Below are 13,604 nucleotides of genomic sequence, written 5' to 3'. Positions count from 1 at the left end.
TCGGTACAGGCTACCCCGTTTACTTGTAGATGTAACCAATTGAGTGTCGCCGTATTCCGCGATCGGCCGACACGCCTGTCAAGCCCTTGTCTCGCGCGCGAGAGGGGTGTGGGCTGGAGGACCACAACGAGAAGAGTGCTCACATGACCGATGCCAGCAGCGCGGCCGACCGCAGACGGAGTCGCCGCGGACTTCCTCCCATGAAGACCCTCCTCACCGACCTCCGCGAGGACGTCGTCCGCCTCGTCACGGGCGAGATCGCCCTGTTCAAGGCGGAGATGACGAAGAAGGCCAAGGACCTCGGGATCGGCGCGGGAATGCTCGTCGTCGCCCTGGTGCTCGTGCTCTTCGGCTTCGGGACGCTCATCGCGGCAGCCGTCCTCGGACTCGCCACCGTGCTCCCCGCCTGGCTCGCCGCCCTCATCGTCGGCGTCGTCCTCATCCTCGTCGCCGGGATCCTGGGTCTCGTCGGCGTCAAGAAGCTCAAGGCCGGCGCGAAGCCCGTTCCCGAGCGCAGTGTCGAAGCCCTCACCGGCGACCACCTCGCGGAGCACCAGCAGCACGACTCGAAGCACGACACCAAGGAGGCCGCAGCATGAGCGACCAGGATCTCGCCCGCCCCACTCCCCCCGAGGGCGCCGGTCTGAACACCCTGCAGCTCGACGTCGAGCAGACGCGTGAGCACCTCGCGCAGACGCTCGACCTCCTCTTCCAGAAGTTCGACGTCCGCACCGCCGTGGCGTACCACCTGCGCACCACCGCCATCGTCGTCGCCTCGGTCGCGGTCGTCGGTGCCGGTGTCCTGCTGTGGCGTGCGAACCGAGGGCACCGTGTCTGAACCAACCAAGGAGGACCGTCTCGAGCGCAGCACGCCGGACGATCCGCGGAACCGCGATGCGGACCACGCGGAAGAGACGATGAACCCCCAGCGCGTCCCCGTCCCCTGGGGCTACGTCCTGAAGCGGACGCTGCACTCCTTCACCTCGAACCAGTGCACCGACCTCGCCGCGGGGCTCACCTACTTCGCGATCCTGTCGCTCTTCCCGGCCGTCCTGGCGCTCGTCTCGATCCTCGGCCTCTTCGGACAGAGCCGCAACGGCACCGACGCCCTCCTCGAGATCGTCGGCAACCTCGCCCCGGGCGACAGCCTCGGTTTCCTGACCGACGCGGTGAACCAGTTCGTCGAGTCACCGGCGATCGGCTTCGCGCTCATCGCCGGTATCGCCGGTGCCGTGTGGTCGGCATCCGGCTACGTGGGCGGCTTCGGTCGCGCGCTCAACCGTATGTACGGGGTCGAGGAGGGTCGCAAGATCTGGTCGCTGCGTCCGACGCAGCTCGGCGTGACCCTCGTCGTCCTGCTCGTCATCTCGGTGATCGCCCTCGCGCTCATCGTGTCCGGGCCGGTCGCCCAGGCCATCGGACAGGCGGTCGGTCTCGGTGAGACGGGCCTCACGGTCTGGTCGATCGCGAAGTGGCCGGTCATGGCCGTCGCGCTCGTCTTCGTCATCGCCGTGCTGTACTCCGCGACGCCGAACATCAAGCCGGAGAAGTTCCGTTGGATCAGCATCGGTGCGCTCGCCGCGCTCCTGATCCTGCTCATCGCCTCGCTCGGGTTCGGCTTCTACATCGCCAACTTCAGCAACTACGACGCCACCTACGGCTCGCTCGCCGGCATCATCATCTTCCTGCTGTGGATCTGGATCGCGAACCTCGCACTGCTGTTCGGTGCCCAGCTCGACATCGAGATCCAGCGTGGCCGCCAGCTCGCCTCGGGTGTCGCCGCCGAGCAGGAGCTGCAGCTGCCCCTGCGCTCGGACGCCGCGATCAAGGCGCTCGCCGACCGCGACGCGAAGGACGCCCTCGAGGGCCGTCGCGTCCGACGTGCAGCGGACCGCACGGACTGACCCAAACAGCCCGCGAACTGTCAGAAACGGCTAGTCGGACGGCGTCTGACTAGCCGGAACTGACAGTTCGCGGGCTGCTGTGGGATGGGACGGGGTTACGGCGTGGGCATACCGCCGTTGACGTTCAGGGTCTCACCGAGCACGTAGCTCGACTCCGCCGACGCGAGGAACACGTAGGCGGGCGCGAGCTCGGCCGGCTGGCCCATGCGGCCGAGCGGGGTGTCCTCGCCGAACTCGGCGATCTTGTCCTGCGGCTGACCGTCCGACACCTGGAGCGGCGTCCAGATGGGGCCGGGCGCGACCGCGTTGACGCGGATGCCCTTGGGCGCGAGCTGCTGCGCCAGCGCCTTCGTGAAGGCGTTGATGGTCGCCTTGGTCGACGCGTAGTCCACGAGGATGTCGGAGGGCGAGTACGCCTGGATCGACGTCGTGTTGATGATCGACGACCCTGCCGGGAGGTGCGGGAGGGCGGCCTTCGAGAGCCAGAACATCGCGTAGACGTTGGTCTTGAAGGTGTCGTCGAACTGCTCGTCCGTGAGGGTCGTGAGGTCCTCGTTGAACATCTGCTTGCCGCCGTTGTTCACGAGGATGTCGAGTCCTCCGAGGCCCTCGACCGTCTGCGCGACGAGGTCGCGGCAGTAGGACGGGTCGCGCAGGTCGCCCGGCAGCGTGAGGACGGTGACGCCGGCCTCGCGGACGATGCCGGCGATGCGCTGTGCGTCCTCTTCCTCCTCCGGGAGGTAGGACAGAGCGACCGAGGCGCCCTCGCGGGCGAAGGCGATCGCGGTGGCGGCACCGATACCGGAGTCGCCGCCGGTGATGAGCGCCTTGCGGCCGGTGAGGCGACCCGAGCCGCGGTAGCTCTCCTCGCCGAGGTCGGCCTTCGGGTCGAGCTTCGCGTCGAGACCCGGCTCGGGCTGGTGCTGCTTCTCGGCGGTGATGTGGGCGTAGAGCTTCGCCGGGTCGGTGAAGGTGTACTGGTCGTTGGCCATGGTGATGGTCCTCTCGTTCAGTGTTCGGTCGTGGTCGGACAGGTCGGAATGGTTCAGGTCAGGTGCGGTCGGTCGCCGGGTCGGGCACCGAGGTCGATCGGCGTCCGTAGGAATTGACGGGTCGGCCGGTCGCGAGCCCGTCGAATCGGAAGATGCTGCCGCTGAGTGGCGCGTCCACCAGATCCGCCTCGGTGAGGTTCTCGCGGGCCGTCCCGACGAAGAGCGTCGTGAGCTCGGGCCCGCCGAAGGCCACCGAGGTGACGCCCGGGGCCGGCACGCTCAGCTCGTCCTCGACGGTGCCGTCCGGGCTCCACCGGAGCACGCGACCACCGCCGTTGACGCCGTTCCAGAATCGACCGTCGGTGTCGAGCGCGAGGCCGTCGGAGTCGTAGCCGACGAGGAAGGGCTCCAGCGGCCCGAGTCGGCCGTCTTCTCCCGTGCTCGCCCGGTAGACCGTCTTCACGGTGGTGTCGGTCACGTACACGGTGCGACCGTCGTCGGACCACTCGAAGCCGTTGGTGACGCCGAAGCCGCCGAGCAGCGTGCGGAGTCCGGTGTCGTCGAGCAGGTACAGGGCGGCATTCGGTTCGCCGGTGGTGACGTTCATGGAGCCGACGAGGAACCGGCCGAACGGGTCGTTCTTCGCCTCGTTGCTGCGCAGGCCGGCGTGGACGTGGTCGACCTTCGCCAGGGTCTCGGCGATGAGTCCGTCGTCGTCGAGGGTGACGATGCGGTCACCGAGTGCGGCGATGTAGCCGCCGGCGGCACGCGGCTGCACGGCGCTCAGCGGCGGTGGGAGCTCGGTGACGCGGTCGTCACTGCCGTCCACGGCGCCGTCCATCCGTCCACGGTGCAGCGTGCCCGCGGTGATGTCGACCCAGACGACCTCGTCGGTGCGGGCGTCCCACCAGATGCTCTCGACGAGGATCGCGGGGGTGTCTCGGAAGACCTGTGGGTGAACATCCATTGCCTCCACGGTACGGACCCGGACGGGTGTCCCCGCGGGGCTTGCTTTCCCAGCATGGGGCGGGTACCCGCGTGCGTGCCCTTCGACACTTCGACAGGCTCAGTGCGGCGCAGCTCAGGGACCGGGGACGTCAATCCTGCTCGGTGAGCTCCTTGATCGTGAGGGCCGCGTTGATGAGCGCGAGGTGGCTCAGCGCCTGCGGCAGGTTGCCCCAGTGCGCGCCGTCGGCCGGGTCGATCATCTCGGCGAGGATCCCGACGTCGTTGGTCATGCCGACGAGCTCGTCCATGGCCGCGATCGCCTCGTCGTGACGGCCGACGCAGGCGAGCGCGGAGGCCCGCCAGAACGCACAGGCGACGAAGGTGTACTCCTCCTGCTGCACGCCCGAGTACCGGTACAGCAGCGCCCCCTCGCCGAGTTCGGCCGTCAGCGCGTCGATGGTCGAGGACATCCGGTCACCGCGGTCGAACCCGCTCATGGCGTGCAGCAGCACGGAGGCGTCGAGGTCGTCGCTCCCGGGGAACATGACGTACGCGCCGCGCTCCTCGTTCCACCCGTGCTCGTCGATCCATTCCCGGATGCGGGCCTGCTCGGTGCGCCAGCGGTCGGCACTGCCGGCGACCTGCCCGAGCTCCGCCAGGTGCACCGCGTCGCCGAGCGCCTGCCAGCACCCCATCTTCGACGACACGTAGTGCTCCTCCTGGGGCAGCTCCCACATGCCGGCGTCGCGGTTCCGCCACAGGTCGCAGGTGCGGTCGGCGACCTCGGCGAGGAGACGGCCGGTCTCCACGTCGAGGACGTTGCCGGCGTCGACGTAGGTGCGGCAGATCGCGAAGAGATCGCCGTAGACGCCGAGCTGCAGCTGCCCCTGCGCCGGGTTCCCACTGACAACCGGACCGATGCCGCGCCAGCCGGCGACGTCGTGCTCGACGACCCCGTCGGGCACACCGCCCTCGAGTCCGTAGAAGATGTGCAGCTCCGGCCCGTTCTCGCGGATGGTGCGCAGCAGCCACGAAACAGCGGCGTGCGTCTCCTCGCGGAGGCCGAAGCGGACGAGCGCGTGCGCGGTGTACGCGAGGTCGCGCACCCAGGCGAAGCGGTAGTCCCAGTTCTTGGCCCCGCGCGGGTTCTCCGGGAGCGAGGTGGTCGCCGCGGCCGCGATGGCACCGGTGGGGCTGAAGATCAGGAGCTTGAGCGCGAGCGCACTGCGCTGCACCTGATCCGCCCAGGGGCCTTCGTAGGAGAAGGCCCGGGACCAGGCGCGCCAGTTGTCGATCGTCCGATCGATGCCCACGTCGACGTTCGCGGGGACCGGCAGATGGATCGGCTCACCGTGGGTGGCGACGATGATCAGCAGGTGACGGGACTTCTCGGTCGTCGTGAACCGACCGGAGAGCTCCGTCGGCATGGCCCCGTCGACCTCGACCGCCTCAGGCCCGTACTCGTCGCCGACGACCGCGATCGTCGTCGCACCGGAGCGGATGATGGGGCCGCGCGTGCTGTCCTCGATCCAGGGCGAGGCCGTCCCCAGCGCCGTCCCGGGCCGGACACGCCAGGTGAACTCGACGCTGCCGGACACCCCGTCGATCCGGCGCGCGAGTTCGGCCCAGGGCAGGCGACCCGCGATGCCCGTGACGAGTGCGTCCGTGATCGTCGCACGCCCGTGCTCGGTCGTGAAGGTGGTGCGCAACACGTTGGTGCCGGACACGTAGCGCCGCGTGACGGTGTACTGGCCGACCGGCTCGAGCTCGATGCACCCGCCGGAGTCGTCGTCGAGCAGCCGGGCGAACACGGGCATCGAACCGAGGTCGGGGATCGGCAGCCAGTCGACCTGGCCACGGAGTCCGATGAGGGCGACGGTGCGGCCGTCCCCGATCGGTGCGTACGAACGGAGATCCTCGCCAGCTGCGGTCATGCGCTTCACCCTACGAGCCGCACCTCCGAATCGCCGGGGCTGGCGGCCCCGCCACGCGGCTGCTAGCGCGGGACGCCCGGTGCCGGGCAGGCGTCAACCCCTGGAGGCGGATCGCTCGGATCGGCTTGGGTGGACGGACCGCAACCACAGCATGCTGGCACGCACAGCAGCACAGGGAGGAACACCATGAACCAGCCCGCTCAGCAGCAGCAGCCGCCCGGGACCGAGGGAGCGCTCACGCCGCAGGCCGACCACGGCGAGACCAGCTACCGGGGTTCGGGCAAACTCGAGGGCAAGGTCGCCATCATCACCGGCGGCGACAGCGGTATCGGCAAGGCGGTTGCCATCGCCTACGCCCGCGAAGGGGCGGACGTCGTCGTCAGCTACCTCGACGAGGACGAGGACGCGGCCGACACGGTCCGCTGGGTCGAGGAGGCCGGCCGGACCGCCCTCAGCATCGGTGGGGACCTCACGAGCCCCGAGCACTGCCGTGAGATCGTCCGCACGACGGTCGAACGCTTCGGCAAGGTCGACATCCTCGTGAGCAACGCCGCGTACCAGATGACCCGGGAGAGCCTCGCCGAGATCCCGGACGAGGAGTGGGACCACACGCTCGCCACGAACCTGAGTGCGTTCTTCCACTTGAGCAAGGCGGCCGTCCCGCACATGGCTCCGGGTTCCTCGATCATCGCGACGAGCTCGGTGCAGGCCGACTCGCCGTCGCCGCAGCTCATGCCCTACGCCATGACGAAGGCGGGTCTCGCGAGCATGACCGCTTCGCTCGCCCAGATGCTCGGCGGCGACGGGATCCGCGTGAACGCGGTGGCCCCCGGCCCGATCTGGACGCCCCTGATCCCGTCGACGATGCCGCCCGAGACGGTCGAGTCCTTCGGGACGGACACCCCGCTCGGTCGTCCGGGGCAGCCCGCCGAGGTCGCTCCGCCCTACGTGCTGCTCGCCTCGGACGAGGGGAGTTACATCTCGGGCGCCGTCATCGCGGTGACCGGCGGCAAGCCGATCCTCTGAGGACCGGCGCGCCGGGCGCCGCTCAGGCGTCGGGCGACCGCTCCGAGCGCTCGATCTCGGCGTGGATGCGGCGCAGCGCGAACAGCAGGTTCTCGCCGCCCGCATCCTCCGCCGGGTCGTCGTCGTCGGGCTCCCGACCGGCCGCACCGTTCGCGCCCGCGTGGGCCGAGCGCACCGCCCGACGCAGCATCGTCAGCGCCCGGTCGGAGGCACGCAGCGCCTCGGAGAGACGCTCGTCGTCGATCGCCGCCTCGACGAGGTCGGCCGAGGCGTCGATCGCATCGGCGAGTGCACTCCGGACGCCCTCGTCGAGGTCGACCGGCACCGGGATCCCCCAGAGCGCCGCACGCAGGGCGTCACCGATCTCCACGACCACCGGCGCGATCCGCTCGAGGGCGGCGAGCGCCCCCTCATCCCCGCGGAAGTCGTGCCGGTTCCACCGCGTGCGCGGATTGGCCCGGCGGCTCTCCGCGGCGTCCTTCATCAGCCCGCGGGCTGCGTCGACGTCGTGCCGGATGGCGAGCAGCGAGCTGTCCCAGGACGGCGGGTCGTCCGGGGTCGGTGCCGACTCGGATCGGAGGGTGTCCGACATGCTCCGGAGCGCACCGACCATCCGCGACCTCGCGGCCGAGATCCCCGCTGCCGACTCGCGGACGAACAACGGCGGCATGATGAGCAGGTTCACGAGGAGCCCGACGAGCACGCCGAGGGCCATCTGCACGAGGTAGCCGACCGAGAAGTCGTTGGCGTTCGCTCCGCCGATGATGATGACGAACAGCGCCGCGATCGGGACGTAGTCACGGCCCTGTCCGAGTCCCGGCAGGCCCGCGAGCAGTGTGCCGAGCCCCACCGACAGCGAGACGGACACCCAGCCGGGCGCGGGAGAGATGATGAGCAGCCAAGCGAGTCCGATGCCGAGGCCCAGACCGATCAGGGTCTGCAGGCTCGAGCGCACCGAGTCCATGAGCGTCGGCGTGAGGCTCACGAGGGCGCCGAGCGGTGCGTAGTAGGAGAAGTCGCCGAGCTCGCCCGGGAGCAGGCTGCCGAGGAACCAGGCGGCGGTGGCCGCGATGGCCACCTTGAGCGCGAGCATGAGGCGCCACGGACGCAGCGCGGGCATGATCCACGCGCCGACCCGTTGCTTCGGTGTGCGGATGCTCCCCGTCGGGGTCTCGCGCCCGGTCACCTCATCGCCGCTCATCACAGCCGCCATGGTGGTCTGGCCCTGTCGAAGCGTCAACCCCCACGCGCCGATCAGCTCCGCGGCCTAGCGTTGGTCTGGTCATCTCCGATGGCGACAACCAGGAAGGAAGCGAACATGACGAACGCATCTGCATCATCCTCACGTCCCGACGCGGAAGAGATCCCCGACGGTTCGGGCTCCGACGGTTCCGAGCCGAACGACGGCGAGGACACGGCGTCGGGTGGCGGCGCCGACGACAAGTAGTCGTCGCCGGCCCTTGGTCGTCGACGAACGACCGGGCGGCGCTGCCGACGACGCGTGGTCGTCGGGCGCCGCCCAGGGTCACCGACTGCAGGTCAACGACTGCGGGTCGCCGTCCGGTTCTCCGCGCTGATCATCCACGCGAACTGCTCCAGCTGCTGGATGATCGCGTGGAGGATGTCCGCGCTCGTGGGGTCCTCGTCGTCGACGTCGTCGTGGACCCGACGCATCGTGCCGACGACCGCCTCGAGTCGGACGGTGATCAGGTCGATCGTCTCCGAGGTGTCGATCTCGCCCTGCGGGTACTCGGGCAGCGTCGTGGTCTCGGCGACGATGTCGCTGCGGCCGTCCGGCACGGCGTGCAGGGCACGCATGCGCTCCGCGACGGTGTCACTGAACTCGCGAGCGGCGTCGATGATCTCGTCGAGCTGCAGGTGCGTGTCGCGGAAGTTGCGTCCGATGACGTTCCAGTGCGCCTGCTTGCCCTGGATCGACAGCTCGATGAGGTCGACGAGGACGGCCTGCATGTTGGCGTCGAGTTCCTTCGACGCGACGAAGCCCTTCTCGGCGTTCTGCCGACGGGTGGGCTTCGGCCCGGATCCTCCGGGAGCCGATCGGGTCGTGCTCTCGGTCTTGCTGGTCTTCTCTGCTGTTGCCATGGTTGGCACCTCCTGCACGGCAGGTTACGCACCGTACCTGTCGATCCCGGGGCCCTTGACATCGACGCCGAAGCGTCCCATCCGCGCCCGCGCGGCCGCCAGCTGGGTTTTCGGAGCCGAGAGTCTTAAGGTGAAGCGACACCGCGATAGACACCGCGTGACGCACAACGAGGAGAGCACGGCCCGCCATGGGAAAACTGATCTACGGTTCTGAGGTCTCGATCACCTTCGAGGACCGGCTGCTTGCGCACCTGCAGTTCGTGATCGGTGCGAAGCTCCGCCGGAACGAGGCCTTCTACTTCGGTTGGAAGGACGACCCGCGCGCCGGCGACGGACGCAGCGTCATCTGGATCCACCCCTCGGTGCCGTTGCGCTTCAAGTACTCGGGAAGCGTCCCGATCGACCTCAACCGCGCGTGGATCGACGCGCTCAACGTCACGGCGAACTCCGCCCACGGCCTCTCGGTCATCGCGGAGCCCGCTCCGAGCCGGACAGGACAAGTCGCATGAGCCGCATGGAGATCGTCTACCAGGGACTTCCGTACTCGATCGCCGTCGAGGATCCGGACGAGTTCCGCGCCGAGGTGCTCGACAGCATCTCCGCCGGACAGTTCCGGTGGCTGCAGGTCGACCGCGGTGAGGGTCAGCTGGAGCCCATCACCATCTTGATCGGCCCCGGGATCGGCATCGCGATGGGCACACCGGACGGTCCTTCCCAGGACACCCCGTCCTCGGCACTCCCCCAGGGACAGGACCCCGACCTGCTGTCCTGACCGCCTCACCAGCGGAAGCCGGCATAGCGCAGCCGACACCTGGAAATCAACAGTTCAGAGCGACGATTTCAAGTTTCCTACACTTGTTCGGCGGACATTGAAGTGGGTCTCCAGGCTGGCCGCTCGACACCGGCGCATCTCGCCGTGTCGATCGTCGGAGGCCCGGAGAAGGGCACAGCACATGGGCGCGATCGTATACGGCACGGGCGAGAACCGGTTCCACCTCGAAGACCGGATGCTGGCTCACGTCAAGACCATCACCCTCATGAAGCTCCGCCGGAACGAGTCGTTCTCGGTGACCCTGCGCGACACCTCGACGGAGCGCGGCCGCGTCACGCTCTGGCTGCACCCGTCGATCCCGCTGCAGTTCAGCTTCGATTCGGATGAGACGTTCGAGATGGACCGCCCCCTGCTCGAGGACCTGATGCACGGCGCCAACGGTGGCGAGGTCACCGTCCGCGCTGACGTGGACGAACTGGCGTAGTCCTCGGGACCGCTCACGGGTGCCGCACCAAACAGGAGGGACTTCGTGCGGCCCCGTGAGGGTTCCGGCGGCCGACGGCTCAGTCGGCGATCGTGAAGCGGACCGCGCGCAGCGCATCGGCCCGTGATGAACCGCCGACCCGCAGCTCGAACTCGCCCGCTTCGACGACCCGTCGCCCCCTCGCGTCGACGATGGAGCAGTCGGCGACGGGCAGCTCGATCGTGACCGTCGCCGTGTCGCCCGGTTCGATCGCGACCTGACGGAAGGTCTTCAGCTCCTGGTCGGCCCAGCTCACCGAGGTGACGAGGTCGCTGACGTACGCCTGCACCGTCTCGAGGACGGGACGCGAACCGCTGTTGTGCACCTCGACCTCGGCGCGCAGGGTGTCGCCACGTCCGTAGACGGCCTGGTCGAGGCGCGGCTCCCCGTACTCGACGCTCGAGTAGGACAGTCCGTCGCCGAACGCGAACGCGGGCTCCTGGGTGAGGTCGGCGTAGCGGTCGCCGTGCTGGCCGCGGATCTGGTTGTAGTACGTCGGCTGCTGGCCGGCGTGCCGCGCGAAAGAGATCGGCAGGCGACCGGTCGGCTCGATGAGACCGAGCAGGAGTTCCGCGATCGCGCGCCCACCCTGCATGCCCGGGCTCGCCGCCCACACGATCGCGTCGGCGTGCAGCGCGGACGGCGGCAGGACGAGCGGCTTCGAGGCGAGCAGGACCACGACGAGCGGCTTCCCGGTGGCCGCCAGGGCGTCGAGCAGTGCCACCTGTCCGCCGATGAGTTCGAGCGTCGCGGTGGAGCGGCCCTCCCCCACGAGCTCGATGCGGTCACCCACGACGGCGACGACCACGTCGGCGTCCTCGGCCAGCGCGACGGCTTCCGCGATGAGCGCCTCGTCGGGTCGCGCGGGCGTGACGAGCGGCGGGCGCGGCTGGCCGTCGGGGAAGGTCGCGCCCGCTGGATCGGGCGAGAGCGTGAGGATGTCGGCTCCGAACGCGGTCGTGACCGTGCTCCCGGCGGGTGCGACCGCACGCAGGCCGTCGACCACGGTGGTGATCATCTCGCGGGGCTGGCCGTCGGGCAGCCAACCGGCCTGGCCGGAGTTGCCCGCCCAATCGCCGAGCTGCATCTGCGCGTCGTCCGCGAGCGGACCCACGACGGCGATGCGCTGCGGCCCGGCCTCAGGCGTCACGATCGCCCTGCCAGCCTCGTCCGCCCGGTAGCCGCCGGCGAGCGGCAGCACGCCCTCGTTGCGGAGCAGGACGAGGGAACGCCGCGCGGTCTCGAGGTTGAGCTCGGTGTGCTCCGGCGAGCCGATCACCGCGAGCTGCTCGGCGGCGTCCGGGTGCCGCGGGTGCTCGAACAGGCCGAGCGCGAACTTCAGAGTGAGGATGCGACGGACCGCCCGATCGAGGTCGGCCTCCTCGAGCAGCCCGCGCTCGAGCGCCTCCAGAGCGCCCGCGAAGAAGCCGGGCGTGGTCATCACCATGTCGTTGCCGGCACGGATCGCGGCAGCCGAGGCGTGCACGTAGTCGGGGCTGACGTGCTGTTCCCACACCATACGGCCCACGTTGTCCCAGTCGGTGATGAGCGTCCCCTCGTACCCCCACTCACCGCGCAGGACGTCGTTGAGCAGCCACTCGTTGACCGTGATCGGCACCCCGTCGATCGACTGGTAGCCGAGCATGAAGCTGGCGCAGCCCTCGCGGGCGACCCGCTCGAACGGCGGGAGGAACCATGACCGCAGTTTGCGCGGGGAGATGTCGGCCTCGCTCGCGTCGCGGCCACCCTGCGTCTCGGAGTAGCCCGCGAAGTGCTTGGCCGTCGCGAGGATGGCGGTCGGGTCGGACAGGCCGTCGCCCTGGTAGCCGCGCACCATCGCGGAGGCCAGCTCACCGATGAGGAACGGGTCCTCGCCGAAGGTCTCACCGACGCGGCCCCAGCGGAGGTCACGGGCGATGCAGAGCACCGGCGAGAACGTCCAGTGGACACCCGTCGCGGCGACCTCGACGGCCGTGGCCCTGGCGACCCGTTCGAGCAGCCCCGCGTCCCAGCTCGCGGCCATGGCCAGCTGCGTGGGGAAGATCGTCGCGCCGAGGTGGAAGGAGTGACCGTGGATGCAGTCCTCCCCCACGATCAGCGGGATCCGCAGTCGCGTCCGCCCGACGAGTTCATGGGCGACCGCGAGACGCTCCGGCGAGGCGTGCAGGATCGAGCCGACGTGCGTCTCGAGGACGTGGGCGTCGATGTCGTCGCGCGCGTCGAGTTGCATCATCTGCCCGACCTTCTCGCGGACGGTCATCCGCTCGACGAGGTCGTCGACGCGGGCCGCGATCGGCAGCGCGGGGTCGAGGTAGCGGGCGTCCTCGAGGTGGCGGACGGTGTCGGTCTTCATCGTTCGGTGGCTCCAGCGCGTTCGGTGTGGGTCGTGTCGGTGATCGTGGACGGGCCGGTCGTCTCGGTGCGGACGGCGGTGACACTCGCCCCGGGCTTGATGCCTCGCTTGCGGAGGGCTCTGGCGCGTTCACCCGCCGAGCGGAGTCTCGGGTTCACGTACTCGTCGATCCCGAAGTTGATGAGCGACAGCGCGACACCGAGCAGGGCGATGCAGACACCGGCGGGCACGTACCACCACCAGAAGTCGGGGAACGCACCGTTCTGCTGCGCCCAGAACAGGATGGTGCCCCAGTTGAGGTTCGTGATGGGGATGACGCCGATGAACGCGAGCGTGGTGAGCCCGAGCACTGCAGCGGTCACCGTGCCGACGAAGCTCGAGGCGATGATGGCGGTCAGGTTCGGCAGCATCTCGACGGTGATGATCCGGAAGAGGGACTCCCCGTTCGCCTTCGCCGCCTGGATGAAGTCACGGTTCCGCAGCGACATCGTCTGCGCGCGGAGCACCCGGCCGCCCCACGCCCACCCGGTGAGCGCCAGGACACCGGCGATGAGGAACAGGCTCGGGTTGTCGTACTGGGACGCCACGATGATCATCAGCGGGAGCCCCGGGATGACGAGGAAGACGTTCGTCAGCGCGGACAGCGACTCGCTCGTGAACCCCGAGACGTACCCGGCGGTGACCCCGATGGCGACGGCGATGATCGTCGCGAAGATCCCGGCCAGGAAGCCGACGAGGAGCACGCCCCTGGTGCCGTAGATCAGCTGGCTCAGGACGTCCTCACCCATGTGCGTCGTGCCGAGCAGGTGCGCGGCCGACGGAGCCTGGCGCAGCGCGGTGAAGTCCTTCTCGAGCGGACCGTACGGCGCGATGAGGTCGCCGAAGACCGCGACGAGGACGAAGAACCCGAGGATGCAGAGCCCCGCGATCGACTTGCCGTTCCGGAACATCGCGAACGACGACGCGAACCGGGCGGCGAACGAGCGACCAGCGGGCGTCAGCTTGGGCGCCTCGGCGGTGGCGAGGGCCTCGGTGGTGGGGATGGTCAT

The 13,604-nt window shown here is 69.4% G+C and carries 15 protein-coding genes; 8 read left to right on the top strand and 7 right to left on the bottom strand.

What is annotated here, in order from left to right; genetic code table 11:
* Positions 1 to 143 precede the first annotated feature (143 nt).
* Genes GV015_RS06245 through GV015_RS06235 form a run of 3 tightly spaced genes read left to right on the top strand, consistent with a single transcriptional unit; the run spans position 144 to position 1,904 of the window.
* Positions 144 to 599, top strand: coding sequence for a phage holin family protein (locus GV015_RS06245; protein WP_159877353.1), 456 nt, complete (start codon positions 144 to 146; stop codon positions 597 to 599).
* Complete coding sequence (locus GV015_RS06240; RefSeq protein WP_064297084.1) at positions 596 to 838, top strand: DUF3618 domain-containing protein; 243 nt, start codon at positions 596 to 598, stop codon at positions 836 to 838. Before GV015_RS06245 ends, GV015_RS06240 begins: the two co-directional genes overlap by 4 nt.
* Positions 831 to 1,904, top strand: coding sequence for a YihY/virulence factor BrkB family protein (locus GV015_RS06235; RefSeq protein ID WP_236555352.1), 1,074 nt, complete (start codon positions 831 to 833; stop codon positions 1,902 to 1,904). Before GV015_RS06240 ends, GV015_RS06235 begins: the two co-directional genes overlap by 8 nt.
* Before the next feature lie 95 nt (positions 1,905 to 1,999).
* Here GV015_RS06235 and GV015_RS06230 read toward each other — a convergent pair whose 3' ends face one another.
* From GV015_RS06230 to GV015_RS06220, 3 genes are all read right to left on the bottom strand, one after another.
* Positions 2,000 to 2,896, bottom strand: coding sequence for an SDR family oxidoreductase (locus GV015_RS06230; RefSeq protein WP_086472962.1), 897 nt, complete (start codon positions 2,894 to 2,896; stop codon positions 2,000 to 2,002).
* Positions 2,897 to 2,954: 58 nt separating this feature from the next.
* Positions 2,955 to 3,863: an SMP-30/gluconolactonase/LRE family protein gene (locus tag GV015_RS06225; protein ID WP_159877351.1), complete on the bottom strand. Its 909-nt coding sequence runs from the start codon at positions 3,861 to 3,863 to the stop codon at positions 2,955 to 2,957.
* Positions 3,864 to 3,993: 130 nt separating this feature from the next.
* Positions 3,994 to 5,778: a glycoside hydrolase family 15 protein gene (locus GV015_RS06220; RefSeq protein WP_159877349.1), complete on the bottom strand. Its 1,785-nt coding sequence runs from the start codon at positions 5,776 to 5,778 to the stop codon at positions 3,994 to 3,996.
* A 186-nt stretch (positions 5,779 to 5,964) separates the two neighbouring features.
* Between GV015_RS06220 and GV015_RS06215 the strand changes: the two genes are divergently transcribed.
* The gene (locus tag GV015_RS06215) at positions 5,965 to 6,804 is read left to right on the top strand and encodes an SDR family oxidoreductase (RefSeq protein WP_159877347.1); all 840 of its coding nucleotides are present in this window, start codon (positions 5,965 to 5,967) and stop codon (positions 6,802 to 6,804) included.
* Between the two features lie 22 nt (positions 6,805 to 6,826).
* Here the strand turns inward: GV015_RS06215 and GV015_RS06210 are convergent, their stop codons facing one another.
* Complete coding sequence (locus GV015_RS06210) at positions 6,827 to 8,005, bottom strand: FUSC family protein (RefSeq protein WP_159877345.1); 1,179 nt, start codon at positions 8,003 to 8,005, stop codon at positions 6,827 to 6,829.
* A 117-nt stretch (positions 8,006 to 8,122) separates the two neighbouring features.
* Between GV015_RS06210 and GV015_RS19225 the strand changes: the two genes are divergently transcribed.
* The gene (locus GV015_RS19225) at positions 8,123 to 8,251 is read left to right on the top strand and encodes a hypothetical protein (protein WP_255467562.1); all 129 of its coding nucleotides are present in this window, start codon (positions 8,123 to 8,125) and stop codon (positions 8,249 to 8,251) included.
* 92 nt (positions 8,252 to 8,343) lie between these two features.
* Here GV015_RS19225 and GV015_RS06205 read toward each other — a convergent pair whose 3' ends face one another.
* The gene (locus GV015_RS06205; protein ID WP_086472957.1) at positions 8,344 to 8,907 is read right to left on the bottom strand and encodes a Dps family protein; all 564 of its coding nucleotides are present in this window, start codon (positions 8,905 to 8,907) and stop codon (positions 8,344 to 8,346) included.
* Positions 8,908 to 9,095: 188 nt separating this feature from the next.
* Here GV015_RS06205 and GV015_RS06200 point away from each other — a divergent pair, with 188 nt between their 5' ends.
* From GV015_RS06200 to GV015_RS06190, 3 genes are all read left to right on the top strand, one after another.
* Positions 9,096 to 9,416: a hypothetical protein gene (locus GV015_RS06200; RefSeq protein ID WP_064297077.1), complete on the top strand. Its 321-nt coding sequence runs from the start codon at positions 9,096 to 9,098 to the stop codon at positions 9,414 to 9,416.
* Complete coding sequence (locus tag GV015_RS06195; RefSeq protein ID WP_086472956.1) at positions 9,413 to 9,679, top strand: hypothetical protein; 267 nt, start codon at positions 9,413 to 9,415, stop codon at positions 9,677 to 9,679. The genes GV015_RS06200 and GV015_RS06195 overlap by 4 nt, the downstream gene beginning before the upstream one ends.
* Before the next feature lie 181 nt (positions 9,680 to 9,860).
* On the top strand, positions 9,861 to 10,163 hold the full coding sequence (locus GV015_RS06190; RefSeq protein WP_086472955.1) for a hypothetical protein: 303 nt from the start codon (positions 9,861 to 9,863) through the stop codon (positions 10,161 to 10,163).
* Between the two features lie 79 nt (positions 10,164 to 10,242).
* Here GV015_RS06190 and GV015_RS06185 read toward each other — a convergent pair whose 3' ends face one another.
* Together GV015_RS06185 and GV015_RS06180 are read right to left on the bottom strand one after the other, a co-directional pair.
* Positions 10,243 to 12,555 carry a glycoside hydrolase family 3 N-terminal domain-containing protein gene (locus GV015_RS06185; protein WP_159877343.1) on the bottom strand — a complete coding sequence of 771 codons (2,313 nt, stop codon included), beginning with the start codon at positions 12,553 to 12,555 and terminating at the stop codon, positions 10,243 to 10,245.
* A complete protein-coding gene (locus GV015_RS06180) occupies positions 12,552 to 13,604 on the bottom strand; it encodes an ABC transporter permease (protein ID WP_159877341.1) in 1,053 nt (350 codons plus the stop codon). The genes GV015_RS06185 and GV015_RS06180 overlap by 4 nt, the downstream gene beginning before the upstream one ends.

Origin of the sequence: Plantibacter sp. T3 (assembly GCF_902506515.1) — a bacterium.
Classification (GTDB): Bacteria; Actinomycetota; Actinomycetes; order Actinomycetales; family Microbacteriaceae; genus Plantibacter; species Plantibacter auratus.
The sequence above is the reverse complement of the archived record's forward strand: the minus strand, read 5'-3'. Positions and strand labels throughout refer to the sequence as shown.